This window comes from Armatimonadota bacterium, assembly GCA_016223145.1.
Taxonomy (GTDB): Bacteria; Armatimonadota; Fimbriimonadia; order Fimbriimonadales; family Fimbriimonadaceae; genus Nitrosymbiomonas.
Map to the genome: position 1 here is coordinate 126,715 of JACRPN010000022.1, position 25,063 is coordinate 151,777.

The window sequence follows — 25,063 nt, forward strand, 5'->3', positions numbered from 1 at the left end:
GAGGAGTTCAGTAGCCGCGGGTTCCGTGCCGGCGTCGATGGTGATTTCTCGCCAAGTCGCAAAGGCCCCAAGGTTCGCAAAGGCCAACTCATGCTCCTGGATCCCCCTCACCCGGTTCACTCCGTTCACCGGCCTCTCCCCAAGGGGGCGAGGTGGAACGCCCGACCCAATCGCGCATCGCGCATCGCGTATCGCGCTGCTCCCCCTCACCCGGTTCACTCCGTTCACCGGCCTCTCCCCAAGGGGGCGAGGTGGAAGCGCCACCTCCTCGTCTTGGTTCGTAAATGAGGAGGAGGTTGGGGGGTGGAGACTCCGGGCGCAGGCAGGTCGGACCGGATCAGCGACGGCTTCGCAACATTCCAAAGAGTCCGAGACTGAGCACTGCCAGCGCGCCAGGCTCAGGCACCGGGTTCACAATCGCATCGTCCATGACGAGTTCCGAGTGGAAGAGGCCGTTCGGATCGTAGTAATGGCCCCAGTTGGTCCAGGTCAGCGTGACAGATGACGCGGTCGGCTGAAACACGACGTAATAGCGGAGCCAGGGCCCAAGCGAGCTGCCAAACGTCGGGCAAGTGAGGTAGATCGTGCTCTCGCCCGTGATATCCAATCCGAAGAATCCATCGAGCCATCCGACGTTGAACGCCGCATCCTCTGCGGAAGCCCAGAAATCGAGCCGGTACTGCTGAGAGGTGCTCAGCCCCGTGAGCGTCTGGCTGAGGGTCACCGGGCCGTACAGCGGGTCGGGCACGATGCCGGGAGTGCCAGAGAAGGTCACAAGTCCGTTCGCATGGTAGGTGGGCTGGGTGCCAAGGCTGGACATATAGAGCGCCCCGAAATAGAGGGCTTCCGTGCCGTGCGGGATCGGCGCGCTGCCAGCAATCTCACCCGGTGAACCGTGGCCCCACATGGCGTAGCTGCTCGGCTTTCCGGTGGCGGCCCAACCGGTGAGGGGGACGAAGGGGGTGTTTGTGGTCCCGGTAGCCCAGAAGCGGAACGGCTCGCTGTAGAAGCTGCGATCGAACTCGAAGCTGCCGTTCGTCAGCAGGTTGTTTGGACGGTTGCCGAGCACCGAATAGCCGCTGCTGACGGAGATGACCGAGCCAAAGGACGACGCCGTTGCCAGCAAGATTGCGAGGCCGCAGAGACGCTTCATATCAGATCAGTTGTCGAAAAGTGTGCCAATCGTGACGAAGATGCAAAGATTGGCACCCATTGTTCCACTGAGGGTCCAGAGGTGGCCGGCAGGTTTCGCCGGTGCTTGCACAAGAGATTGCCTATCAGGCACTCACCCCGGTGGCGGTATCGTAACAACAACATGTTGCGGCGTCACCTCGTTCTGTTGTCGGCGATCCTCGTTGTTCTGGTCTCCCATCCCATCGCGGCACACCTGCGGCCAGATGAAAAATCTGTCCGGGAAAGCCTTGGCAAGCTCCGCTCCCTCGAAGAGCCGGAGCGCGGGAGCCTGACCAAGACGCTCGCCTTCGAGATCCGGTCGATGCCGGGAGGCGCCTCCAAGACCGGCCTTGCCAGCAGCCTCGCGACCCTTTGCACCGAGAGCGACAGCGGCAGAGAGACGCTGCAGGCAGTTGCCGATACTCTGGTCCAGGCCATCCAGCAGTCGCCTCCCAAGGCCCAGGGGTCGGAGCCCGCCTATGCCTATGTGCAGCTTGCTCAGTTCTCGCGCTACGAGAAGCTGAAGGTGAATTTGGAGACGCCGGAGTTCAAAGCGGCGATATCTCATCTGATCGCGCTCGAGAAGTCTCGCGACAACGCCAACTTCACGCTCAGCGACCTCTCAGGCAAAGAATGGACGCTGAAGAGCATCAAGGGAAAGGTGGTGCTCGTGAACTTCTGGGCCACTTGGTGCCCGCCTTGCCGCAAAGAAATGCCCGACATGGAGAAGATCTACCGGAGGTTCAAGGACAAGGGTCTGGTGATCCTGGCGATCTCCGACGAGGAGGAGAGCAAGGTGCGTCCGTTCATCGAGGAAAAGGGATACACCTTCCCGATCCTGCTCGACCCGGGCCGGAAGGCCAACACGGCGTTTGGCATCCAAGGCATCCCGAACAGCTTCGTGTTCGACCGATTCGGGAGGCTGCAAGCGGTGGCGATTGACGGACGCTCCGAGCGGCAGCTTCTCGACCTGTTGGCGAAAGCCGGGCTGAAGTAGGTCTGTGGAATTGCAGGTCTGTAGGGCCTGTAGTCGCCGGCTCCGTGCCGGCGCATTTGGGGGGCTTTCACGTCAGGAACGCGCTTCGCCGTTCGCCGCTCGCTTCCCTTGGGGGCCACCCCACTCCTCCTCCGCCTCAGATAGTCTCCGATTCATGGCAGCCACCTTCTTAACCCTTTCCGCCATGCTGGCCGCCGCAATCCCTGGAGCCACCAATCTTCAGGCCGAAAACGGCGTCCCCAAGTCCATTCTCAACCGCCTGACGAGCGGCGTCAACATCACTCGCTGGATGTGCTACCTGGCCAACCCAAACGACCAGGAGCACTTTCGTAACTACATGAAGCCCGCCGACTGGCAGAACTTCGAGAGGCTGGGCATCAAGTACGTTCGCCTGTGCGTTTCTCCCGAGGCGATCTATGACAACGGCAAACCCAAAGCCGCGAATCTGCCCGCGCTCGATGCGGCGCTCAAGGCGCTCGTCGACCACAAGCTCGCCGTCTTTCTCGACCTTCACGACAACGGGCAGCTGAAGCTCGACTCGCCGGGGCAGAACAACACGGGCCTGATCACGTTCTGGGAAGCCCTATCGCAGCGCTACAAGGGCAAGTACGAAGGCGACGTGGTTTTCGAGATCGTGAACGAGCCGATCTTCAACCAGAAGAACGAAGCGGTCTGGTGGGAGCTGCAGGACAAGGTGGCGAGCGCGATCCGCAAGATCGACCCGGCGCGGAGCATTTTGGCGACGGGCACCGGTTGGGGAGGCATCGACGGGCTGGTGGCGATGCAGCCGCTCAAGCTGAAGAACGTGATCTACTCCTTCCACTGCTACGACCCGTTCTTCTTCACGCATCAGGGCGCGAGCTGGGTGGGCGAATGGCCGCGCGACATGAAGTCGGTGCCGTTCCCATCCACTCCTGAGAACGTCGAGGCGATCCTAAGCAAGAACGACGCAAAGTTCCACGACGCGCTGCGCCAATACGGTAAGGAACGCAACGACGCGGCCTACCTGCGAAGGCGCATCAAGCTGGCGATGGATTGGGCGCGGAAGAACCGGGTCCCGGCGATTCTGGGAGAGTTCGGGGCCTACCCGCCGGTGGCGCCGGTTGATTCCCGAGGACGATGGTTCCAGGCGATGATGGCGGCCTGCAAGGCCGAAAAGGCGCCCTATTGCCTGTGGGGCTATGACGACGCTCTTGGCCTCGGCCGCAAGGTCAGTCCCGACGGCGGCATTTGGCTGGATGAGGTGACACTGAAGGGGATGTACGGGAGGTAGGTTAGCGGCTGCAGGCTCCTGAAACAGCCCTGATACATGTGTTGAGCAGGTGGACAGCGCGCACCGACTACACAATTGGTGTTTTTGGGCAAAGCGTGTTGTAACATGCTCCCATGCCCATACATCGAGCTTTCAACAGGCTGCTTTTCGCCGTAGCCTTGTGTTGTGCTGCAAACCTCAGTTGGGGGCAGTACTCGATCATCTCGGGCGAGTACCGAGGTGAGGGCTCGACGGGCGGCTCGCTGTCGCTGCTTGTCGCAAGGCCCTCTGGCAAGAACTGGACAGTAAAAGGGACGCTGAAGACGTACAAGAAGTCCAAGGGGCTCCCTGTTTCGGGAACGCTCTACTCAGCGACGAACAAGCTCTCTCTCCGTGTCACCGGCATTCCCCAGAACGCCGTCCTGGATGGCCACTTCGACCCTGAAACCGGGACGATCGAGGCCGACTTCAAGGCAAAGAGCGCGACGAGCGAGCTCCATATACAGTCCTTCTCCTGCAAGAACAAGAACCAAAAGGCCGAGATGGAAACGGTTTGGGTTCTTGAAGCTGGCTATCCAAAACGATGCGAGTCGTTCACCGAGGAAATGGCAAAGGGAATCACCGTCGATCCCGAAGGCGGAACTGTTACCTGGAAGAACATCCCCAAGCATGACGGCAGCAAAGTGGACCAGGTCATCAAGTTCACGGTGCCAAAGAACGAATACCGGCAAGGCGAAAAGCTGCTGTGGACACTTGATGCCAGTGGGTGCGCCCACGACACCCCTGTTGTGGAAGGTCTACACATGGCCTTGGGTTGGGACGGCCAAGGTTGGGCTTTTGCCATAGATTGGGGCGATAGCTCCTACGGCAAAGCGGTCGGATGGCGTCCAAAGTGGGAGCCCGTGTTCAGCCCTCCCGCCCGCTCTCGGGTTCGGTTCGTCGTCCGCCAGCCCTATGACCTCTATGAATGGTGGTATGCACCGGTTTCCCGGCCCAAGAAGCCTGCCGTAAAGCCTGAGGAAAAGCCGCCCGTCAAGCCCCCAAGCACCACAGGCTCAGGCGGAACGCCTGGAAAGCCGGCAGGCGGCGGCGGAACGGGCCCGGCAACAACGGCGCCGAAACCCCCTACCCTCAGAGTCGTTGCGATGACGGGCAACGTTCAAGTTCGAAAGAACAACAGCCTCCAGTGGGTCGACTTCAAAGACGCGCTGCCCCTCAAGGTTGGCGATATGATCACGACCAGCTTTGACGAAGAGATCGAGTTCGCCCTGCCCGATGGTGCCACCTTGCGCATGGAGCCGAACTCGACGATCAAGGTCGGACCCTTGCTGCAGGCGGGTGGGCAGCGGACCCAAGCGATCATGGATATGGTCGCGGGACGCGTCTTTGTTAGGGCCACCTCCAGACCCGGCTTTGCCGGCGGAGACTTCGTCCTGCGCCGCAACGAAACAGGGGTGTCACCCCGAGGCACCGCATTCTCGGTTGCGTTTGACGAAAAGAGCAAGATGATGCAAGTTCATGTTGACGAGGGAGAAGTCACGATCACCAACAAAGGCGAACAGCCGATCATCCTCAAAGCAGGAGAAACCTGGGCGCGGCAGTACCTAGACGGTGGCTAAGTTGTTGAGGTAGAACAAGATGTTGAGGCAGGCAAAGGGGATGTACAGGCGGTAGACCGTTCGCTCTAGCGGGTTAAGCTGCTACCCCACTACCTCAACTTGCTGAGGCAGTAGCTATACACCAACTTGGCAGCCAGCCGGCGTAAGTGCCATGATGGACTTGACGCCGTTCGTTCCTGGCGGCAAGGTGTGGTTGGTTCTGATCTTGCTTAGGTTAATGTAACCGGAAGCAGCATCAGAGTTTGAACCCGGACCGCAGTCATACAAATAGAATCGCTCTCCTTGCGTAAGCAAGATCCTCTTGCATCCGCCGAGATGGCGATCGCGAACGTAATTGCGAGCTTGCTGGATTGCACTCTGCATGCCATGCCCAAATCCCTTCGCTTCACAAACCAACACGCAGTTGTGCTCTGTTGTTGGGGTGCCAGTGAAGCCAGCGAGATCGATTTTCTTCCATTCGACAGCAAGAAGCTGTTCGGACCAGCCCAATGCAAGCAGAAGAGGAAGAACCATGTGAGCTATGACTTCGTGTTCGCCCGGTCGACTGCTTGCTCCACCGAAATGCTCATACCATTGCCAGAGTCGTCTTTGGCGCTCAATTGCTTTGACCGCTTGCTCGACGTGCGCGTTTGGGAGACCGAGGCCAAATAGATGCGTGGCTAAGTCCTCCAAACTGAGCGGCTCGGGCGGTTCTTCAGGAAGTGGTCGCAGTTCACGACTCTCGATGCGTTCCAGAAGTGGCTCGAGCAAGATGGACGTCGAGTTCTGATGATGCCTCGTGAACTTCACGATCTGTTTCATGTATGAAAAGAGTGGTCGGTCTTTCTGGAGGTCTGCGATGGCGTCCACAAGATGGTCCTGCCAGATGACCCGATGATAGTGCTGCAAGTCCCAACCGAAGACGTCGTCAAAGGATGAGGACCAACCGTAGCCTGGACCGGCCACCACGCCAATGCCTACGAGCGTGTGGCCCTGGCGGGCAAGCACAATGTCTCCTTCACACACTTCCTGCGAGAACGCCCGAACTCGTGCAATATGATGACTGGGCCAGTCAGCAACCTTGTAATCTGGTTCATGGTAGTAGCCGAATCGGCCAGGACCAAGAAACATCACGTCATGACGAAAGAAAACGTCGCCATAGAACCTTCCGGTGTCTCCAGCAGCTATTTGCCATATTCGGCGCTCACCCATCGGAAGAGACTACCCCTGCCCAATCCTCTTCAAAAACTCACTGCTTGCGCCGCCCTCGGAGGTCTGCGTCACCCCAAACCGCTTGATCGAGGCGGCCAGTTCCTTGGCGCGGCCCGGCCACAGCGGGTCTTTGCGGTCCATCCGCAGGACCTCCAGATAGAGCAGGCCCATCTTGGCCCTCTGGACCATTTCGTGCGCCACGGGATCGGCGGTGGTTCGGAATTCCGCCGCCGAGAAGAGCTCTCGACCCTGGTCGAGGAGGTCTTGTGGGAAGTAGGGAGCGGTCGGCGGGTCATAGATCGTCGCGTGCACGTTTTGGGTGCGCGCGGCGCGGTGGGTCAGGTCGAGCCACTGCTGCATCAGGGGCGCGGCCGCTCCATAGACCCCCTCCAGAAACTCTGAGATGATCGGCTTGGGGTCGAGGTCCGGGTTCCACATCAGGCGCGCCAAGAGGTAACTCTTGAGCTCGGCCATATCGGCGCCGCCGCCCGGAGGATAGGCGCCCTCGTCGAAAAGACCGACTACACCCGAATCACGGAACAGCTTCACGTCGCCGATGATCTCGTCGATGCAAGGCAGAGGCTGGAGGTAGCCCGCAAAATCAGTGCAGTAGTGCCAGACATAAAGCTGGTTCGTGATCTTCGACCAAGCTTGCAGGTTGGCCAGCGGGGTCTTGTTCTTGTCGCAGGCATTGAGCGGGTGTGAAAAGCACGCGCCGATCGGGGCGATGCGTACACGGACGTTCTTGTGCGGCTTCTCCAGTTTGGGAGGCTTCTCGCTCCACTGATAGGCGAGGGTGTCGATGAGTACGTTCGGATACGTTTTGCCGACCTCATCGGCGACCTTGTTGACGAACCTGAGCAGCGGCCCCGCGGGCGATTCCTCTTCCTTCTCGACCTTCAGGCAGTTCTCGCATTGGCAGTTCGAGTAGGTGTCGTTCTGCGAGACCGAGAAGATCGTGGCTTTCGGATTCTCTTTGATCCACTCTTTGACCTTGTCGATCGAGAGCTTGAGCACGTCGGGGTTGGTCAGGCAGAGCTGGGTGTAGCCATCCTGGCGCTTGCCGTTCACGAACGAGAAGTACTCGGGGTGGTCTTTGAAGTAGTCCTTCGGGTTGATGATCTCCCAGAACGTGTGGACGAACTTGCCGTAGGTGACCTTGCCTCCCCGCTCGTCGCCGACCGTGATGAAGGCGCCGTTGACCTTGTTGCGGGCGGCCCAAGTGCCGTCGAACGCCTCGGTCCAATAGGGGTCGCGGTATTCGAAAGCAGGCTTCTCGTGGAGGTTGAGCTTATCCACGATGAGCGTGGGCTTCTTGGGGATGCGTGCGATCTTGCTCGTGAACCAGCGGCAGCCAAGGACGTCTTGAAGAAAGGTGTAGCAGCCGTAGAGGGGCCCGCGTTTGCCCCCGCCGGAGATAACGAGGTTTCCACCCGTCGTCTTGATGGTGTATTCCTCCTCCTTGAGCTTGGGGTCCGAGAAGATCAGAATGCTCCCCGAGGCCGACTGGGGTTGGTTAACGATCTTCAGTTCGGCGCCCGAGATCTGCCTGATGGTGGTTTGCAGTTCTTGAGCGCCGAAACGTGCGGAGGGCTCGGTGCTCAGCAGGCCAATGGAGCATTGGGCGACGCCGTCTTTCGCGATGGTGAAGCCGGCAGAAGGGAAGAGGAATGCCGCGGCGATGAGGCTGACCATGGCCCCAGTATGTCGAATCCCTTAGTGAAGTGGGGTGAGCTCGATTCTCCGAAACTCCACTTCGCTGCCCTCAGCCTGAAGGGCGATTTGGCCCCTGGTTGCCGTGCAGTGATCGCCTGCATTCACGAGCACCCCATTGACCCAAACCAGGATCGTGTCCTTTCGGCACAGCACCACCATCTCATTCCAATCGCCAAGGGGCCTTTCCAGGCCGTCATAGAGGTTCACGATCCGGCGCGACTTGTTGCCGTCTACGCCCCAATTCTCTCTTGGCCCGCGGCGCCTTTCCATGTTGGGCACCGCGATGTCCTCGCCGATGCACCAGAAGTCGCCGGCATCGCCCGACTGCATTTGAACTTCAAGCGACTGGGGGAACATATCGTAGAGCCGTCTCGGTTTGGAGGCGTGAACCAGCACCCCACAGTTCCCTGGGCGAGCCGAGAAGCGGTAGGAGACCACCAGGCGGTAGTCGGAGAAGGTCCGGTCGGTGATCAGGTGTCCACCCGGGGTGCCGAGGCTCACCAGGACGGTTCCTCCCGATTTCGTGCTCTTGCGGACGATGAAGGGCTTTGCGCCCGCGGGATTGTTGTCCAGAGCGGGGACGTCCATGTGCCAGCCCGCGAGGTCCTTGCCGTTGAAGAGAGACACGGTCCCGCCCTTTGCCTGGGGCAGCCAGGGCAGCGAGGCGAGCGCGAGGAACGCGGGTAGTGGGCCCATGAAAGCCAGTCTATCCCAACTCATCTCAATCGCTACGGCCGGAGAAAACCAGCCACCCGAATCTGGAATTGATTGTAAACTTTGATTCGAAAGCGATGAGAGCACCCGACCACGGCGGAGGATGGCAGGCGCTGCGCTATACCTGGCGCAAGGGCCGTCAGGTGGGTTTTGGCAGGCTCTGGAGGGCCATGCGCTCGCGAAACGCCTGCAAGACTTGCGCGCTCGGAATGGGTGGCCAGAAAGGCGGCATGGCCAACGAGAGGGGGGCATTTCCGGAGGTCTGCAAGAAGTCGCTGCAAGCGATGGCCGCCGATATGATGGGCCGGATCGACGAGCGGTTCTTCGCGAAGTACTCGATTCAGGACCTCCAGACCTTCTCGCCGCTGGAACTCGAAGCCTGTGGACGACTGGCGTTCCCGGTGGCCGCCGAGCCTGGTGCGACCCACTTTCGGCCGATCGGCTGGGGGGAAGCGATCGATGCCGCTTCAGCCGCGCTCAAGGCGACGGACCCGGAGCGAAGCTTCTTTTACGCCAGCGGGCGAAGCTCGAACGAAGCCGGGTTCCTGATGCAGCTTTTCGCACGGGTCTACGGCACCAACCACGTCACCAACTGCAGCTACTACTGCCATCAGGCGAGCGGTTACGGGATGAAGGACTCGCTGGGGACGCCCGTGGGAACGGTGGACCTGGAGGACGTGGAAAGCTGCGACCTGATGTTTTTGATCGGCGCAAACCCCGCCTCGAACCACCCACGGCTGATGACCCAACTCATGAAGCTCCGCAACCGCGGCGGCCACGTGATCGTGGGGAACCCCGTGCTCGAGACCGGGCTCGTGCGCTTCAAGGTGCCGTCGAACGCCCGCAGCATGGTGTTTGGGACCGAGATCGCGAGCCTCTACCTTCAGCCTAAGATCGGCGGCGACATCGCTCTGATGACGGGAATCGCGAAGCGGCTTTTTGAGACCGGGAAGCTCGACCGGGGCTTCATCGAATCGGCGACAGAGGGTATCGAAGAGCTTTCGGCCATGGTCGAGGGTGCCTCCTGGAGGGAGATCGAAGAACAGTCCGGGCTTGGAAGAGACGAGATCGAGGCTGCCGCCGACCTTTTCGCGAACGCGAACAAGACAATCTTTGGCTGGACCATGGGCATCACGCACCATGAACACGGGGTCCAGAACGTCCAGTGGATCGTCAATCTGGCCCTGTTGCGCGGAATGGTGGGCAGGCCGGGCGCGGGGCTCCTGCCAATCCGTGGGCACAGCAACGTGCAGGGCATGGGCACAGTGGGTGTGATGCCGTTTGTGGCGCAGGCGGCCGCGGAGAAGCTGGAGACGATGGGAGTGCGAGTGCCGAAGAACCGGGGCCATGACCCGCTTCAAGCACTGGAGCTCGCGCATGAAGGCGGCGTGGACCTGGCGTTCTGCATGGGTGGCAACCTACATGGCGCTTCGCCCGACGCGAGGTTCGTTGGGGAAGCGTTCGAGAAGATCGGGACCACCGTCTACCTGAGCACAACCCTAAACACCGGCCATGCGCACGGCCTCGGCAAGACGACGCTGATCCTGCCGGTGCTCGCCCGCGACGAAGAAACGCAGTCCACGACACAAGAGTCGATGTTCAGCTACGTGCGGCTCAGCGACGGCGGCCAAAAGCGCTTCGAGGGTCCTCTGCCCGAAACCGAGGTGCTGTGCTCGATCGCGCTGGGCGTGTTGGGTGCGGGCGGCGCCTTCGATTGGGAGCAACTCAAGAGTCACGACGCGATCCGGGCGCTCATCTCCCAACTCGTGCCCAGCCTCAAGCCGATCGTCGACATCGGGGAGACCAAGCAGGAATTCGAGATCTCGGGCAGGATCCTGCACCGTCCTGAATTCCCGAGGCCAGGTGGGAAGGCGGCGTTCCGTGCCCATCCCATGCCTGCTCTCCCACCGCTTGGCGAGGGCGAGATCCGGCTGATGACGGTGCGATCGGAAGGGCAGTTCAACACGATCGTCTACGAGGATGCGGACCCCTATCGCGGGCAGGAGCGGCGCGATGTGATCTTGATGTGCGCCGCCGATTTGATGCGGCTAGGCTTGAAGCCGGATGACCCCGTGGACGTTATCGGCCCAGCAGGCACGATGCGGGGGCTCCTTGCCCGCGAGTGGCGGATCGCCGAGGGCTGTGCGCTGATGTACTACCCCGAGTGCAACGTCCTGCTGCCGCGCACGGCAGACCCCAAATCGCGCACGCCTGCGTTCAAGTCGACGGTAGTGAGAGTGGCGCCCAGCTTGGGCGAACCCCAAGGGCGATCTGGCGAGCGGCTCAAGTCATTGAGGATTGCGGAAAGTCGCTCCACGATGAAGGCGTGCTAGCAGTTCATGGAGCCAGTAGGGCGGCCCTTCAGGCCTTGTGGATTCTGGTGCGCCATGTTTCAGGGCTTCGCCCTTTGCTCCAACAGGTCGGCCCGATGGGCCTGGCAGAACGGTCCTTGGGATGTGCGAGGGCTTAGGGACACCCCCTCATCTTGCCGCGCTGAGAGTGGTAAGGGCCTCAGAGTCCAGACGTGTGGGGAGCGTAGGGGGCGGCAGCTCCGACCGAAAGGTCCTCGTGGCCGTAGCCGCCGGTTCCGTGCCGGCGCGTCAAGGCTTTCACGCAAGGAACGCGAAGATTCGCGGAAGGACACGGAGATGCGCTGGTCTGCCACACTAGAGTGAAAGCGACTTCGACTAGTATCTGTGCCCGAATTTGGGTTCTGAGAAGGTCACGCACACGACCGGTTCCAGAGTGTTCTCAGGAGTGCAATAGCCATGATGAACGCACTGCTTCTGTTAGCTGCCTCGTTAATCACGCCTATTCTTACAGGCGGTGTTATGGATGACCTTCGTCCCGAGCTATCCGCCTTTTCAACGCAGTTTCTACATTATCGAGACGGAGGGCTTGTTGTTCGGACCTCGCTGTTCAAGCGCGCGGATCAAGCTTCTCTTTCTGTCAGTACTGCCACGTACCCTTCGGCCAACGAGCGTCGCTCACGTGTCTCTGAGTTTCGCAAACGGACGTCGGCTCTCGTGAGGCCCGATAGTCGAGCTCGAACATCAAATCTTGGCTTCAGCGGGCTGCCACTCGGTGATGTCGTGGGCAGATCCGTGGATCCAGGCTCAAAGACTGTGGTCTTTAGCGCGGGCGCTGAGCTGTCACGGGTGTATATCCAACTAATGTATCGTGGGACCGGCGCACCCGGACAAATCGTGTGGGAGGTCGGAGATGAAACTCAAGACCGACAGCTGGTCGAAGACATCGCCCGCCGCGTGCTAGGAAGAATGCTGGCCTGGCAACACGTTCAATCGGTCCGCGACAGAACCCTTGCGTCAAGTGCCACCGAAGTTACCGATAGCGCCGGCAAGCGCTTTGTCTCGGTCGCCAGTTGGGTCGCCGCCCAAGGTGGAGCCTCGACCTCCGAGCGCAGCGTGGGAAGACGCTTCACCCACAACGGGCGTGCAGTCTTGGTCTTGACGGGCACCGACAAGATCAAGGTTGGCAGTCAGTGGATTGGTCTAGGTGGGTATGTGATGGAGGTTAACAACAAGCCGTTCGTCCCCCTCCAGGGCCTGATTTCTGCTCTCAATTGAAAGGCAGAAGAAAGAGATAGACTGCAAGGGAAATGCTAAGTCCGCTGCTGTTCATTCTCTGCTCTGTTCCACAGCAAGGCGGAAGGATCGTCTCGCCGGAGGTGCATCCCGACCGCACCGTGACCTTCCGGCTCCGAGCGCCGAACGCCCAGCGGGTGGACCTCTCGATCGAAGGCTCGGCAAGCGCTCTCATGGTGAAGGACGAGAACGGGGTTTGGAGCTTTACCACCAAAGCGATGACCCCGGACATCTATGGATACAGCTTCTCCGTGGACGGCACCGCCACGCTCGACCCGAACAACATCGAGGTCAAGCCGAACCTCTTCTGGGCGAGCAACATGGTCACCGTCCCTGGAAATCCGCCGGAGGTTTGGGAGGTCCAGAACGTGCCCCACGGCAAGCTGCACCGCCACTTCTATCGGTCCGAAGTCGTCGGCGATCAACGCGATTACTTCGTCTACACGCCGCCCGGCTATTCGGCATCGGGACCGAAACTGCCGGTTCTTGTGCTGCTTCATGGGTATTCAGACACGGCCGTTGGGTGGACGGAGGTCGGGAAGGCGCACGTCATCCTGGACAACCTGATCGCGCAGAAGAAGGCCAAACCGATGCTGGTTGTGATGACGCTGGGCTATGGTGTCCCAGACTTCTCCAACCCCGGCACGGCCGGTTATCGAAAGCCCTTGGACTTCAGAAGGAGCTATGCCGGCTACCGGGATGCGCTCTTCAAAGAGGTTCTTCCAACGGTGGAGAAGGACTACCGGGTGCAGCCCGGCAAGGCTTCCCGGGCCATCGCCGGGCTCTCGATGGGGGGCTCGGAGAGCTTGCTGGTGGGGCTGAATGCGCTCGACCGGTTTGCGTATGTGGGCTCGTTCAGCGCAGGGGGGCTCGTCCAATCTCACGACGCCAACTTCCCGGGCCTCAAGGCGGAGGAAGCCAACAAACTCAAGCTGCTCTATGTTCGTTGCGGAACCGACGACGGCCTGATCGGGGCGAATCGCGGGCTGCGGGACTGGCTCGTGGGCAAGGGTGTGAAGCTGGAATACGGCGAGACCGGCGGCGGGCATGTGTGGATGCTTTGGCGGCGGAATCTGGCGGAATTTGCCGGCCGGTTGTTTCAGTAGTTGTTGAGCCCCTCCCTTGGTTTTGCGCAGCGAAACTGAGGGAGGGGGCTCTATCCCCCATCGCCCTTCGCACTTCGCTCTCTCGCCTACCCGCCGCGCGAGGCGTTGAGGGCGCGTTTGGCGTTAATCTTGGCCTTGTCGATTTCCATGGGACGGCCATCGGCGTCGAAGGGCGCCTTGAAATCAAAGGCGAACGCCGTGGAGCCGTTCTCATGAAGGTGGTCGATTCGGTCGCCGGCCTCGTTCCAATCGGGAGTGTGGCCGTCCGCGACCCACCAGGCGACATACGTGGGCGCATTGCGGTCCTTGAACCACTCCCGCCGCTTGGACATCGCTTCGCCGTGTGGCCCGCGATAGGCGTAGGCGATTACAGACTCAAGATCGGTCCAAAGGGAAAGGGTTGAGGGAAGCATGAGCAGGTCGTCGACGGGCTGAAAGCACTTGGGGCAAACGACCTCGCCCCAGCCGTGTTGGTCCAGCATCGTGTCGCGGCGCGACCGGTCGATGAATCCGTCGCTGGTCTCGACATCGGCGAAGACGTCCGCGATGCGGTCGAAGAAGCCCTGAACGGTCGGGTGGCCGTAGGGCTCCCGGAGTTCTCCCATCGTCATGAACGCAAGTCTTGCCATAGTTAAGCGGCTAGTATTATGCATCCAAGGTACGCCCTGTCTCGGTTTTCTGCGCTTACCGGCCCCACCCATAGGGCGAGAAAAAAGCCCCTCCCTTGGTTTTGCACAGCGAAACTGAGGGAGGGGTTGGGGTGGGAGACATCCCGTAATCCTCCTCCATAATCAACCCGTGATCCCCATGATCCTTGCAACCGTTGCCGTCAGCGCGCCGGAGACAGTCACCGCGCAAGACTTCCTCAAGACGGGAAACCCCAACGACTTCTATGCGAACCAAAGGGCCCCCCTCACGCCTAGTCCCCTTCAGAAGCTCCCGACCGGGTCGGTGAAGGCCGCGGGCTGGCTGAAGACTCAGCTCGACCTCCAGCGCGACGGCTTCGCGGGAAGGCTCCCGGAGATCAGCAAGTTTCTGGACCTTAAGAACAACGCCTGGATGGGCACGGGAACGCAGGACCGCGCAGGTTGGGAAGAGTTGCCCTATTGGCTGAAAGGGCAAGTCTCGCTGGCCTATGTGACGGGCGACAAGAAGCTGATCGCCCAGATTCAGCCCTGCATCGACGCGGTGCTGAAGAGCCAAGAGCCGAGCGGCTGGTTCGGCCCGGACACCAACCGCGACACCAAGCTGGGGACGCCGGACCTGTGGCCGAACATGCTCATGCAGATGGTCCTGCAGACCTACCAAGAGGCCACCGGGGACCCGCGCGTGGTTCCGTTCATGCTCCGGTACTGCGATTACCTTTTGTCCTTGGAGCCCAAAGAACTGATCGACCCGCGTCACTATTGGCATCATCAGCGGGTCGGCGACCAGTTGGCGAGCCTGGTCTGGCTCTACAACCGGACCGGCGAAAAGAAGATCCTCGACCTTGCCGCGCGGCTCCATAAGGCTGGCGCTCGGTGGGACCTCGGCGTCGCCAATCATCACGGGGTGAACTTTGCGCAGGCCTTCCGGGAGCCGGCGACTTTTGGGCTGTTTTCGGGCAAGTATTCGGATTGGCAAGCTACCGAGAAGGACCTGAAGGCGTTTCGCGACGAGTTCGGGCAGTCTCCCGGTGGGATGTACGGCGCCGACGAGAACGCACGCAAAGGCAAGACCGACCCCCGTCAGGCCGCCGAGACCTGCGCGGTCGTCGAGATGATGTTCTCCCATGAGCTGCTGTTTCAGTACAGCGGGGGCGACCCGCAGTGGGCCGATCACGCCGAAGATGTCACGTTCAACTGGCTGCCCGCGACGATGACCCCCGACCTCAAAGCCCTGCGCTATCTCACCTCGCCAAACTTGGCGGTTTCGGACGCCCCAAGCAAGAGTCCGGGCGTGGAGAACGGCGGGCCGATGTTCCTCATGGACCCGAACGACCACCGCTGCTGCCAGCACAACACGGGAATGGGCTGGCCCTATTTCACCGAGCACCTCTGGTTCGCCACCGACGGCAACGGTCTTCTGGCGGGCATCTATGCGCCGAACAAGGTCACGGCGAAGGTTGGGCCCGGAGTCAAGGTCACGATCGCTGAAGACACGAACTACCCGTTCGAGGAGACGATCCGGTTCAAGGTCGATCCGGCGAAGCCGGTTCGCTTCCCACTTTCCCTGCGTGTGCCTGGTTGGTGCAAGTCGGCCAGCGTTAAGTTGAACGGCAAGAAGCAGAGGGTGAAGCCCAAGGCAAGTCAGTTCGTCCAGATCGATCGAACCTGGAAGAAGGGCGACGTGGTCGAGCTGAGCCTGCCGATGCAGGTTAGGACCGAGACCTGGAGCCAGCGACCCGGCACGCTCAGCGTGTATCGCGGACCGTTGGCCTATTCGCTCAAGATCGCCGAGGAGACCAAGCGCGTGCCGAGACGCAATGGCTGGGACGCGTTCGAAATCCTGCCGAAGTCGGCCTGGAACTATGGATTAGCGCCGAAGCCCACGTTCACTTTCGCTTCGAAGCCAGCCCCGAAGTCTGGGCAAATATGGGAAGCCGCTCGCGTGCCCGTGAGCCTCACCACCCAGGCAAGGCGCATCCCCGAGTGGGGGCTGGACCATTTCGGGCTCGTCGGCGTGCTGCAGAAGAGCCCGGCCCGTTCTCTTGAAAAACCCGAGACGATCACCCTGATCCCGATGGGGGCCGCGCGCTTGAGGATCACGGTGTTCCCCACGGCGACGCCGACCGGCAACAAATGGGTCGGCCAACAGAAGCCTCGCCCGCCGTTGCCGACGACCTATTCCCACGTGTTTCGCGGCGACTCTGCGGGGGCGCTCAGCGACGGGCTCGAACCCAGAAATTCGCACGATGAGGAGATTCCCAGGTTCACCTGGTGGGACCACAAGGGAACCGAGGAGTGGGTGGCCTACCAGTTCGAGGCGCCCCGCGCTTTTCTGAGCAGCAGGGTGTATTGGTTCGACGACGCGGCGATCAAGGGCGAATGCCGAGTGCCGGAGAGCTGGAAAATCCAGGCCAAGGTGAACGGCGAATGGGTGGACGTGCACGCCCCGGCGGGCTTTCCGGTGAAGAAAGACGCCTGGAGCGAGGTCCGCTTCGATACGGTGGTGACGGCGGAACTCCGGCTAGTCGTCATGCTGAAGCCTGGGTTCTCAGGCGGAATTTTGGAGTGGGAGTTGCGGTAGCAAGGGACAAAGGGACACTGGGACTTACGGACAAATGGGACGAAGGGACTCCCCCTCACCCGGTTCACTTTGTTCACCGACCTCTCCCCAAGGGGGCGAGGTGAAAACGGCCCCCTCCCCTTGTCCCGGTGATTGGGATAGGGGGAGGGGTTAGGGGGAGGGGGTTCGGGGCCGCCCACCCAGCGCCTCAGTCCTCCGCCATCCACTGCGTCAGGATCCTTTGCTCGATTCCGAGGCATTGAAGCACCCGGGCCACGACGGTGTCGGCAAGGTCTTCAAGGGTCTTGGGCTGGTGGTACCAGGAGGGGCTCGCGGGCAGAATGGTCGCGCCGGCCTCTGCGAGTTGCGTGAAATTGCGGAGATGGATCAGGTTCCATGGCATTTCGCGCGGGACCACGATCAGCTTGCGGCCCTCTTTGAGGCAGACGTCGGCGGCGCGGGTCATCAGGTCGGCGCTGATGCCGTTGGCGATGCGTCCTGCCGTGCCCATGGAGCAGGGGATGATCACCATCCCGTCATGCCGGAAAGATCCGCTTGCCGGGGGCGTGAAATAGTCCTTGTCGTCGAGCAAGTGGAGGTTGGGCAGGTTCTCGCCAAGCCAGGCGCCCGTCGAGAAGTTCTCCAGATCGATCGGGACGCGCAGCTCAGTCTCAGCCACGAGCGGCGCTTGTCGGCTGAGGATGAGGAAGATCTCCGAGTAGTGCCGCGCGGCCTGTTTGAGAAAGCGCTGAGCGTAGATGGCTCCGCTTGCTCCTGTGACTCCGACGACCAGCTTGCCCGTGGACATATCGTTAGTCTACGCGTGATGGGCGATGCGCGGTGCGCGACGGGCAATCTTCGAAGTCTGTAGCCGCCGGTTCCGTGCCGGCGTCCCGGGGACGCCGTTCCGCCACGGAGATATCCGTCGAACTCGTGTCATCTGGCTTCAGCCACTTCTCCCTTTGGACCTGGCCAGGACGCCGGCACAGAGCCGGCGGCTACAGACCTAATTGAGCCACCATCTCCGGAATTCGCCGTCCGTCATCCATCTGCCATCGCCCTTCGCTTCTCACGACCACCAGAGGCTGAGAAGCTCTTGCTCACGTTCCTTGGTAAGGCCCGCTCGCCATTCGTGGGGTTGAGGACGGGAATGCGCCCAAGCCAACGTATCCCGTGTGGTTTCCTCTATTGGCCGCAGCCTGAGACCAGACTCCACGGCCCTTTGGATGGAGACGGCCATCATGCCATCGTCCCCTGACTCCAGCCCCAGGTAGAGGGGCAACTGGATCCAAGGCTGGACCTCCCATTCGGCGAGCTTCGCAGGATCGACCCACTGGAGCTCGGCTTTGGCCTTTGTGGTGTCACGGATCGTTTCGAGCAGCGGCCCCAACTGATAGGGTTCCGCAGGGCCCGTCAGATTGTAAGTCCCTGCGCATCCTTGCTCCAGCGCTCCGACACACCATGCGGCCAAATCGCGAACGTCGATGATCTGGACGGGCTGGCTCTTTCGCCCCGGAACAAGCACATCGCCACCTTCGGCCATGCGGCAGGGCCAATAGGTGAAGCGGTCGGTGGGGTCGTGGGGGCCGACGATGAGCCCTGGGCGGGCGATGATGGAGGTCTGCGGGAAGACCTCACGCACGGTGTCCTCGCACATGGCCTTTAGCGGTCCATAGGTGTCGCCCGTGATCTCTTCGATTGCGGTGTTTTCAAGTGTTGCAACGGGCCAGCTTTCGTCGGCGCCGGCGGAAGGCTTGTCGTAGACCGAAATCGAGGAGATGAAGAGGAACGCGTTAGCGATGCCTTCGTCCTTGATGAACCTCGCCGTTTCTTGTACGACTCGGGGCACGTAGCCGCCGGTGTAGACAACGGCATCCCAGTTCTTTCCGGCCAGGCCCCGGACGTGCTCGGTCCAATCGCCAAGGATGCGTTCGACCTGGCCCGCGAAGAGGTCCGCTCCGGTCTGGCCACGATGAAAGAGGGTGATCTGGTGGCCGGTGGCCAGTGCGGCTTCGACGATGTGTCTGCCGAGGAACTTGGTCCCGCCGAGGATGAGGATACGCACAGTGGGATTGTGGCTCAGTACGGGATGACATCGCGGTCGTGGCGATCGAGGGGGTCCAGGCCTTCGCTTCAACAGGTCAGCCCTTCGGCCCGCAAGGGAAAGATCCTTGGCATCCTCAAGGTTCCACACGCTCCTCACCCGGTTTCGACACGCTCAACCTCCGCTGAGGCAAGCTCAGGGCAGGATTCTCCCGTGAACGACAGGGCGGCTTTATGATCGGGTCGCGCATCGCTCATCGCCCCTTGCGCATCGCGTCTCCTCCCCCTCACCCGGTTCGCTACGCGCATCGACCTCTCCCCAAGGTGGCGAGGTGGTTCCGGACCTCAGACCTCGGACCTGAACACCTGAAAACCTGAGAACCTCGCACCTCGCACCTCAGCCCAAAACCCCTGCCCCGAACCCCCACCAAAAAGGTACACTTTGACCTGATTTCCACCCTGAGCGACCCCGTGGCCCGCTCGTTCGTCTGGAACTAAGAAACCGTGGCTGAAAACGATCCCCATTTGGCATATATCAACGTCAACGACGAGCTTGCGAGAAGCTATGTCAACTACGCGATGTCGGTCATCATCGCGCGCGCCCTGCCGGACGTTCGCGACGGACTAAAGCCAGTCCAGCGCCGCATCCTTTACGCGATGCGTACCCTGAATCTGACTCCCGAGAACCCGCACACCAAGTGCGCCAAGGTGGCCGGCGAAACCCAGGCGAACTACCACCCGCACGGCCAAGAAGTCATCTATCCCACGCTCGTCCGCCTCGGGCAGAGTTGGTCCATGCGCTACCCGCTGGTCGATGGCCAGGGCAACTTCGGTTCCGTCGATGGGGACGAGCCCGCCGCGATGCGTTATACGGAATGCCGCCTGACGCGACTCGCCATGGAGATGCTCGAGGACCTCGACCGCGAGACGGTCGACTGGATGACCACGTACCTCCAAGGCGACCTCCTGGAGCCAACTTCGCTTCCGGGCAAGTTCCCAAACCTCCTGTGCAACGGCGCGCAGGGCATCGCCGTCGGTATGGCCACCAGCATGCCGCCGCACAACCTGCGCGAGGTATGCAACGCGATCCTGCGACGTATCGAGAATCCAAGCTGTACGCTTGAGGATCTGATGGAAGACGTCCAGGGGCCCGATTTCCCGACCTACGGGATCATCATGGGCACACAGGGACTCAGGAACTGCTACACCACCGGGCGTGGCAGCATCGTGATGCAGGCCAAGACGATGATCGAGCCCGCCGAGATGGGCAAGTCCAAGATCGTCATCACCGAGCTGCCCTATCAGGTCAACAAGACCAACCTGGTCAAGAGCATCGCCGAGATTGGCAAGCTGCGCAAATTCGACGGCATCACCGACGTTCAGGACTACTCGGACAAGCGAGGCATGCGCGTCGAGGTGGACCTGCGCCGCGATGTGAACCCGAACAAGGCGCTGAACTACCTTCTCAAACACACGAACCTGCGCACCACCTTTGGCGCGACGATGCTCTCGCTCGTGGACGGCGCTCCCCGCGTGGCGCCGCTCGACCTCATCATCGACGAGTACATCCGGCATCGTCGAGATGTGATTGAGCGCCGGACCCGGTATGAGCTTTACCGCGCGCTCGAAGAGGTGCACCTCAACGAGGGCTTCCAGATCGCGAGGCGGTTCCTCGACGAAGTTATCGCCACGATCCGCGCCGCCGAAGACGTGGGTGTGGCTCGCGCGGAACTGGTCCGAAAGTTCGAGCTTTCGCCGTTCCAGGCCAACGCGATCCTCAACATGCCGCTGCGCCAGCTTACCAAGCTCTCTCAGCAAGAGCTGGAGAACCGCTACAAGGAGGCGTTGCTCAAGGTCCAAAACCTGATGGACATCCTAACGGACCCGATCCGATTGACCGGCGTCATGAGGGACGAGGTCACGGCGATGCGCGACAAGTTCGGGGACGACCGCCGAACCAAGATCATCACGCGCGAAGCCGGCGACTTCAGCGAAGAAGACCTCATTCCCGAAGAAGAGGTCATCATCTCGATCTCGCGCGACAACTACATCAAGCGCGTGAGCCTCGACGCCTATCGCGAGCAGAAGCGTGGCGGAAAGGGCCTGAAGAACGTGATGAAGTCCGAGGATGAGCCGGCGCACCTGTTCCAGGTGAACACCCACCATTTCATCCTCTTCTTCACGGACCGGGGCCGCGTTTACAAGCTCCGGGCTTACGACCTGCCCGAGAGCGGCCGCTACGCCAAGGGCATGCCCGTCATCAACTACATCCAGATTCTGGGCAGCGAGCGCGTAACCGCGACCGTGAGCGTGAAGGACATCAAGAGCGACGGCTACCTGACGATGATCACGCGCATGGGCGAGATCAAACGCACCGAGATGGCCAAGTTCGAGAACATCCGCTCGAACGGCCTCATGGCGTTCGATATCGAAGAGGGCGACGATCTGAACTGGGTGCTCAAGACCCGCGGCAACGAGGACGTGTTGCTGGTGACGCGCGAAGGGCAGTCGATCCGGTTCCCGGAGACGGCAGCGCGCGGCAGGGGTCGCGCCGCCGGCGGCGTACGAGCCGTTCGCTTCAAAAACGACGAGGACCACGTGGTTTCCGCGCACATCGTTCGCCCTGGCGCTTACCTGCTGGTCATCGGCGAGCACGGGTTCGGAAAGTTGACGGACCTGGAGGAATACCGCGTCCAGGGCCGTGGCGGCTCGGGCATCTTGACGATGAACGTCACCGACAAGACGGGCAAAATCGTCACGGGCAAGGTCGTGGACCTGGATGACAAGCTCTTGGTGATGACGACTCTCGGCCAGTCGATCCGTTGCCCAGTGAAGGATATTCGTGTCACCGGACGCATCGCTCAGGGCGTGAAGATCATCAACCTGAAGGACGCCGACACCGTGAAGTCCGTTGCCCGAGTGGTGAAAGACGCCGACGACGGCGACCTGGAGATCAGTCCGGAGCCCGAAGAATAGCCCATGGACGCCTATTCCAGGATCCTCGCGATAGGTTCTGGAGCCTTCGTGGGCGCCAACGCGCGCTATTGGCTCGGCGGCTGGGTGCAAGAGCGCACGGGCACGGTTTTCCCCTGGGGCACGCTTCTTGTCAACATCTCGGGGTCTCTGCTCATTGGGCTGGCGATGGGTTTGGCGCTGGAGCAGAACTGGGCACTAGGTTGGCGGCTGTTTCTCGTTGTGGGTGTTTTGGGCGGCTACACCACCTTCTCCGCGTTTGCCTACGAAACGGTGCAACTCCTTTCCGAGGGAAACTTGGCGTCCGCCTTCGGCCATATGGCCGGGAGTCTCGTGTCCACAGTGTTGGCGGCCTGGCTGGGCCTGGCGCTGGCGCGAGCGCTTGTTGGGGGGTAGGGGTTCCGGACCTCAGACCTCGGACCTATGGGAGGCGAAGGGCGAAGGGGGACCCATTTCGGACCCCAGGCCTCGCACCTCGGACCTGAACACCCGAAAACCCGAAAACCTGAAAACCCGAGAACTTCCGGTCCCCAGACCTCAGACCTCGGACCTCGCACCTCGGACCTCTCCCCTCCTCCCGGGACCTTCGACTATGCCCGGTTCGATTCTGTTGGTAGGATGAGAGGGTGGAGCAGCCGCCATTTATGTCGCCTGAGACCCTGAAGACGGTCCTCATCGTGGGGCTTTTCTTTGGGCTCTTCGTCGTGGTGCCCATCGTGGCCATCCTTGCCGAACACCAGCGCAAGATGATGCGGCTGATGCGCGGCGAGAAGGAGGGGCCAAGCGAGACGGCTGAACTCTTGGCCGTGCTCAATGGCCAGGCGCCGCCCAGAACAGCAGAGGTCGAAGCGTTGAAGGCGCGAGTCAACGAACTGGAAGAGAAGCTTTCCGAACTCCAATCCTCGCTGCCCGCGCCGACGAAGAGAGACTGACAGGCTCGGCGACAAGATGGAGGCACCACCTCAGACATTACAAGACGGCGGTTGACCTGCACGGGCGGGACGCCCGCGCTACGCCCGCGAGAGGATCGCCTTTCGCTACTTCCTGAACGCCAAATACCCCCAGACGTGCGAGGTCGGGCCGAGCGACTGCATGACCGTGAACTCGTTCATCATGATCGTCCAGAACGAGTCGAACCACGTCTCAGCCTGCGGCCACTGGGAGCCGTCGGGGTACATGAACGGCCTCGCCAGCGTGAACCAAGGGCCTTCCTTCTCGACGTTGTAGTAGAGCGGGCCGTAGACCGTGATCCCTTCGGGCATGCGTCCGCCCCCCGAGTACCGGGGGTCGAGCATGAAGGGTCGCTTCACCGGATTCGAGCCCACACCACTCGTGAACACCGTGTTCGTGGGGTTCATGCCCACCAGGAAGCCGTTCGAGCGCAGCAGAGCGGCAAGGTACTTGGAGTCTCCCGTAACCTCGTGCGCCCAGATGAGGAACTTGCCTCCCAATGGGCTGACGTCACGTCCGTAGCCTGGGTACGCCCAATCGCCGGCATGGCCCTGGCGCAACGAGTTGGTCTGGGTTTGCTTGATCACTAGGTCCGCGCGGTCTAGAATGGCCCTCTTTGCTTGCTGGGCCAGGGAGAATGGAAGCCCTGTGCGGGCTATCAAGGCGGCCGCCTCTCCCTGAGCGCCCATCAATGAGCCCTCATTTGCCAGGTTGAGGTGTCGACTGAGGTCCTGCGCGTATCTGTCTTCTTTGGTTGTCGCGTAGAGCTCCGTAGCGGCGAACACTTTTGCGTCGAGCACGTCGGGCGGAAGTTTCTGCCGGTTGAGCCGCGCCAACTCTGAGACTCCCCAGTCGTAGGCTTTCTTTGCCGACGCCAGATACTCGGCCGACCGGGTGGCGTCGATAGCTTGGAGGACTCGCGACAGCCGTGTCGCCGTGGCGGCATAGAGCCAGGAGCACCAGGGGTCGGGCGCATAGGCGAACAGCCGAAGGCGCGTGGTCCAGGAGACCTCGCCGTAGTTGGGGTGCTCCTCAAACTCCACGCCGCCCCGAATGCCGCCCTCGGGGGTCTGCATCCGCTTGTAGTGGTCCACGTTCCACATCGCCTCGGCGATCAGGTCGGGGATTTTGCCCTTGCTCTCCGGGATGTTCAGCTTGAGCTTCCTGATCGGGCCAGGGAAGAGCTCGGCCAGTTCCAGGAGCATCCTCGATGCCTCCAGGTGCTGGATGCGGCTATCCCAATCGCCCGCGTCCTTGTAGCCGCCCCAGGCGTTGGCGACGGTCCGGTTGGTCGCGCCTTTGACCAGGTTGCCAAAATTGTCTTTGTCGGTGCCGAGGGCGTTCAGGCCGTTGCCCGAGTCCATCAAGCTGCACGTCGAGGCGTGAACCGCCGTGCCCGAATCCGGATGAAAGGCACGGGGCGCGGTGTACCAGGAATAGGGTTTGCCGTGGGCGATGCCGTTGCGCTGAAAGTAGAAGCCCTTGGCAGCGATGGCGAATGCCCTTTCCCACACCGAGGGGCTGATCTCGAAATCGTAGCTGTAGCCGACGCCGGGAAGAACGACACGGTACTTGCCGGGGGTCTTCAGCGGGGAAAAGTCGAGCACGTAGACCGGCGCCTTGGCGCCGTAGTCGCCGTGCAAGGAGTCCTGTTTTGAACCGTCGTGAAACAGGGTGGCGGTCCCCGCAAACGCAGCCTTAGAGGTCAGGGCATCCACGACCTCGAAGCGTGTCGGCACATAGCTGGACCCTCCGACCGAGCCCATCCAGAGGGTGAACAGGGCGCTCTTGTCGGGGTCGTCGGCGCGGTAGCCGACCTGGTTGACGCGCAGGCCCTCTGTTCGGGTCTTTCGCGGGTCGAGGGTGCCGCGCCAAGAGCCGGCTCCCGGAATCGAGAGTTCAACGACTCCGACATCGGCTCGGTTCGGAAGGCGGAGATAGAGCCGGTGGACCGCCTCGCCGTCGAACTTCCAGCTTCCGATGCGGCCCAGATTGCCCGGGAAGGACTTGCGGGCAATGGTCTCTGGCACGATCGGCTTACCTGCGATGCGCAAGCTGATTTCGCGGGGCTCGTCGGCATGCGCCGGATCCCACTTGCGTCCGATGGCGCGCTCGGCGGGTTGGATGAATTCGCCCTTCTTGCCGACGATCGCCCCGGCGTCCTCGCCGTTCTTGCGCCAAATGTGGTCGGCGGGAGGCAAGTAGCCGGGTTTGAAGTCCGGGTTCTTTTCGAGGGGTGGGGTGATCACGCCGCCGCCTCGGATCTCGACGGAAAGGACCGTCGGCTCGGCCAGGCTGACGACGGTGATGTGAGGATCAAAGCTGTCCTGGGGACTCTGGAGGAAGACGGCGTAGAGAAGCATGCCGTAGGCGGCGCTCATACCCGGTTCTACGGGGTTAGGTGGCTGAAAGTGGGGCGTTCACGCAGGGACCACAGAGAACGCCAAGGCTTGCAGAAAGACCCCCTCACCCGGTTCGCCAAGGCTCACCGACCTCTCCCACAAGGGGCGAGGTGG

At 61.4% G+C, this 25,063-nt stretch carries 18 protein-coding genes; 10 read left to right on the forward strand and 8 right to left on the reverse strand.

Annotated features, from left to right (window positions below):
- Positions 1-337 precede the first annotated feature (337 nt).
- Positions 338-1,153, reverse strand: coding sequence for a PEP-CTERM sorting domain-containing protein (locus HZC36_16635; protein ID MBI5708613.1), 816 nt, complete (start codon positions 1,151-1,153; stop codon positions 338-340).
- A gap of 342 nt (positions 1,154-1,495) precedes the next feature.
- On the opposite strand from HZC36_16635, the gene HZC36_16640 reads away from it, so the two are divergent.
- From HZC36_16640 to HZC36_16650, 3 genes are all read left to right on the forward strand, one after another.
- Positions 1,496-2,170 carry a TlpA family protein disulfide reductase gene (locus HZC36_16640; protein MBI5708614.1) on the forward strand — a complete coding sequence of 225 codons (675 nt, stop codon included), beginning with the start codon at positions 1,496-1,498 and terminating at the stop codon, positions 2,168-2,170.
- A 154-nt stretch (positions 2,171-2,324) separates the two neighbouring features.
- Complete coding sequence (locus tag HZC36_16645; protein MBI5708615.1) at positions 2,325-3,443, forward strand: cellulase family glycosylhydrolase; 1,119 nt, start codon at positions 2,325-2,327, stop codon at positions 3,441-3,443.
- Between the two features lie 113 nt (positions 3,444-3,556).
- Positions 3,557-5,041 carry a FecR domain-containing protein gene (locus HZC36_16650; protein ID MBI5708616.1) on the forward strand — a complete coding sequence of 495 codons (1,485 nt, stop codon included), beginning with the start codon at positions 3,557-3,559 and terminating at the stop codon, positions 5,039-5,041.
- Positions 5,042-5,155: 114 nt separating this feature from the next.
- On the opposite strand, the gene HZC36_16655 is transcribed toward HZC36_16650, so the two are convergent.
- From HZC36_16655 to HZC36_16665, 3 genes are read right to left on the reverse strand one after another with little or no spacing between them, the layout of a single operon-like run.
- Positions 5,156-6,232, reverse strand: a complete 1,077-nt coding sequence (locus tag HZC36_16655) for a hypothetical protein (protein MBI5708617.1) — start codon at positions 6,230-6,232, stop codon at positions 5,156-5,158.
- A gap of 9 nt (positions 6,233-6,241) precedes the next feature.
- Entirely contained in the window at positions 6,242-7,927 is a 1,686-nt protein-coding gene (locus tag HZC36_16660) for a DUF4838 domain-containing protein (GenBank protein MBI5708618.1), read from the reverse strand.
- A 21-nt stretch (positions 7,928-7,948) separates the two neighbouring features.
- On the reverse strand, positions 7,949-8,644 hold the full coding sequence (locus HZC36_16665; protein ID MBI5708619.1) for a DUF1080 domain-containing protein: 696 nt from the start codon (positions 8,642-8,644) through the stop codon (positions 7,949-7,951).
- 95 nt (positions 8,645-8,739) lie between these two features.
- Between HZC36_16665 and HZC36_16670 the strand changes: the two genes are divergently transcribed.
- From HZC36_16670 to HZC36_16680, 3 genes are all read left to right on the forward strand, one after another.
- Entirely contained in the window at positions 8,740-10,995 is a 2,256-nt protein-coding gene (locus HZC36_16670) for an FdhF/YdeP family oxidoreductase (GenBank protein MBI5708620.1), read from the forward strand.
- Between the two features lie 945 nt (positions 10,996-11,940).
- Positions 11,941-12,249, forward strand: coding sequence for a hypothetical protein (locus tag HZC36_16675; GenBank protein MBI5708621.1), 309 nt, complete (start codon positions 11,941-11,943; stop codon positions 12,247-12,249).
- 32 nt (positions 12,250-12,281) lie between these two features.
- Positions 12,282-13,373 carry an esterase gene (locus tag HZC36_16680; protein ID MBI5708622.1) on the forward strand — a complete coding sequence of 364 codons (1,092 nt, stop codon included), beginning with the start codon at positions 12,282-12,284 and terminating at the stop codon, positions 13,371-13,373.
- An 86-nt stretch (positions 13,374-13,459) separates the two neighbouring features.
- Here the strand turns inward: HZC36_16680 and HZC36_16685 are convergent, their stop codons facing one another.
- The gene (locus HZC36_16685) at positions 13,460-14,002 is read right to left on the reverse strand and encodes a DUF3291 domain-containing protein (protein ID MBI5708623.1); all 543 of its coding nucleotides are present in this window, start codon (positions 14,000-14,002) and stop codon (positions 13,460-13,462) included.
- Between the two features lie 169 nt (positions 14,003-14,171).
- Here HZC36_16685 and HZC36_16690 point away from each other — a divergent pair, with 169 nt between their 5' ends.
- Entirely contained in the window at positions 14,172-16,601 is a 2,430-nt protein-coding gene (locus HZC36_16690; protein ID MBI5708624.1) for a glycoside hydrolase family 127 protein, read from the forward strand.
- Between the two features lie 187 nt (positions 16,602-16,788).
- Here the strand turns inward: HZC36_16690 and HZC36_16695 are convergent, their stop codons facing one another.
- Positions 16,789-17,388 carry a UbiX family flavin prenyltransferase gene (locus tag HZC36_16695; protein MBI5708625.1) on the reverse strand — a complete coding sequence of 200 codons (600 nt, stop codon included), beginning with the start codon at positions 17,386-17,388 and terminating at the stop codon, positions 16,789-16,791.
- A 261-nt stretch (positions 17,389-17,649) separates the two neighbouring features.
- Positions 17,650-18,645 carry an NAD-dependent epimerase/dehydratase family protein gene (locus tag HZC36_16700; protein MBI5708626.1) on the reverse strand — a complete coding sequence of 332 codons (996 nt, stop codon included), beginning with the start codon at positions 18,643-18,645 and terminating at the stop codon, positions 17,650-17,652.
- A 482-nt stretch (positions 18,646-19,127) separates the two neighbouring features.
- Between HZC36_16700 and gyrA the strand changes: the two genes are divergently transcribed.
- The 3 genes from gyrA (at position 19,128) to HZC36_16715 (ending at position 22,528) form a co-directional block, all read left to right on the forward strand.
- Entirely contained in the window at positions 19,128-21,599 is a 2,472-nt protein-coding gene (gene gyrA, locus HZC36_16705; protein MBI5708627.1) for a DNA gyrase subunit A, read from the forward strand.
- Between the two features lie 3 nt (positions 21,600-21,602).
- Positions 21,603-21,992 carry a fluoride efflux transporter CrcB gene (crcB, locus tag HZC36_16710; protein MBI5708628.1) on the forward strand — a complete coding sequence of 130 codons (390 nt, stop codon included), beginning with the start codon at positions 21,603-21,605 and terminating at the stop codon, positions 21,990-21,992.
- 248 nt (positions 21,993-22,240) lie between these two features.
- Positions 22,241-22,528 (forward strand): hypothetical protein, encoded by a 288-nt coding sequence (locus tag HZC36_16715; GenBank protein MBI5708629.1) that lies wholly within the window; start codon positions 22,241-22,243, stop codon positions 22,526-22,528.
- 105 nt (positions 22,529-22,633) lie between these two features.
- Here the strand turns inward: HZC36_16715 and HZC36_16720 are convergent, their stop codons facing one another.
- Entirely contained in the window at positions 22,634-24,928 is a 2,295-nt protein-coding gene (locus HZC36_16720) for a glycoside hydrolase family 9 protein (GenBank protein MBI5708630.1), read from the reverse strand.
- Positions 24,929-25,063 lie beyond the last annotated feature (135 nt).

Coding starts and splice junctions, on each gene's coding strand:
- HZC36_16680 (MBI5708622.1), top strand. CDS start 12,282: ATGCTAAGTCCGCTGCTGTTCATTCTCTGCTCTGTTCCACAGCAAGGC.
- HZC36_16655 (MBI5708617.1), bottom strand. CDS start 6,232: ATGGGTGAGCGCCGAATATGGCAAATAGCTGCTGGAGACACCGGAAGG.
- HZC36_16670 (MBI5708620.1), top strand. CDS start 8,740: ATGAGAGCACCCGACCACGGCGGAGGATGGCAGGCGCTGCGCTATACC.
- HZC36_16640 (MBI5708614.1), top strand. CDS start 1,496: ATGCCGGGAGGCGCCTCCAAGACCGGCCTTGCCAGCAGCCTCGCGACC.
- HZC36_16665 (MBI5708619.1), bottom strand. CDS start 8,644: ATGGGCCCACTACCCGCGTTCCTCGCGCTCGCCTCGCTGCCCTGGCTG.
- HZC36_16715 (MBI5708629.1), top strand. CDS start 22,241: ATGTCGCCTGAGACCCTGAAGACGGTCCTCATCGTGGGGCTTTTCTTT.
- HZC36_16720 (MBI5708630.1), bottom strand. CDS start 24,928: ATGAGCGCCGCCTACGGCATGCTTCTCTACGCCGTCTTCCTCCAGAGT.
- HZC36_16675 (MBI5708621.1), top strand. CDS start 11,941: ATGCTGGCCTGGCAACACGTTCAATCGGTCCGCGACAGAACCCTTGCG.
- HZC36_16695 (MBI5708625.1), bottom strand. CDS start 17,388: ATGTCCACGGGCAAGCTGGTCGTCGGAGTCACAGGAGCAAGCGGAGCC.
- HZC36_16660 (MBI5708618.1), bottom strand. CDS start 7,927: ATGGTCAGCCTCATCGCCGCGGCATTCCTCTTCCCTTCTGCCGGCTTC.
- HZC36_16650 (MBI5708616.1), top strand. CDS start 3,557: ATGCCCATACATCGAGCTTTCAACAGGCTGCTTTTCGCCGTAGCCTTG.
- HZC36_16645 (MBI5708615.1), top strand. CDS start 2,325: ATGGCAGCCACCTTCTTAACCCTTTCCGCCATGCTGGCCGCCGCAATC.
- crcB (MBI5708628.1), top strand. CDS start 21,603: ATGGACGCCTATTCCAGGATCCTCGCGATAGGTTCTGGAGCCTTCGTG.
- HZC36_16685 (MBI5708623.1), bottom strand. CDS start 14,002: ATGGCAAGACTTGCGTTCATGACGATGGGAGAACTCCGGGAGCCCTAC.
- HZC36_16635 (MBI5708613.1), bottom strand. CDS start 1,153: ATGAAGCGTCTCTGCGGCCTCGCAATCTTGCTGGCAACGGCGTCGTCC.